At 36.2% G+C, this 605-nt stretch carries 1 protein-coding gene; it reads right to left on the bottom strand.

The window, feature by feature from the left end:
* Positions 1 to 418 (bottom strand): amino acid ABC transporter ATP-binding protein (locus tag HMPREF2867_RS07950; protein WP_141751008.1); only part of this gene is annotated, 418 nt, incomplete at its 3' end.
* Positions 419 to 605 lie beyond the last annotated feature (187 nt).

The following is a 605-nucleotide window of genomic DNA, read 5'->3' on the forward strand; positions in this document are numbered from 1 at the left end:
GCATACCAGGGTATGAATCTTTCTTGTCCCACATATTAACGTAACGAAGGAATTTTTCAGCAGTCTTTTCAGCCTCTGCCTTACTGATTCCAAGAACCTTGATAGGTGCCAAGGTTACATTTTCAAGAACGGTTTTGTGAGGGTAGAGGTTGAAGTGTTGAAATACCATCCCTGCTTCCTTACGAAGCTCAACCAAGTCTTTGGCAGAAGCTTCCGTCACATTATGTCCGTTAACGATAAGTGTACCGTTATCAATTGATTCCAAGGCGTTGATTGTACGGATAAGAGTAGATTTCCCAGACCCAGAAGGTCCCAAGAGAACCACAACTTGTCCTTTTTCAATTTCTAGATTGATATCACGAAGTGCATGATAATCTCCGTAGTATTTATTAACATTTTTAAATTCAATAAGTGCCATAAGAGCCTCCTATAATGGATTTACTTGTTAGCTTTTCTAACATGTATTAAATTTTAGCATAAGTAAAGACGAAAGTCAAAAAATTCCGAATATTCTTTCAAAACGTTCGGTTTTTACTAAATAATTAATCATTTTGTTGATATAAATATGAGCAAACAAAAACCCACCTACAGGTGAGTTTTTTGTT

Source organism: Streptococcus sp. HMSC064H09, assembly GCF_001812625.1.
GTDB lineage: Bacteria > Bacillota > Bacilli > Lactobacillales > Streptococcaceae > Streptococcus.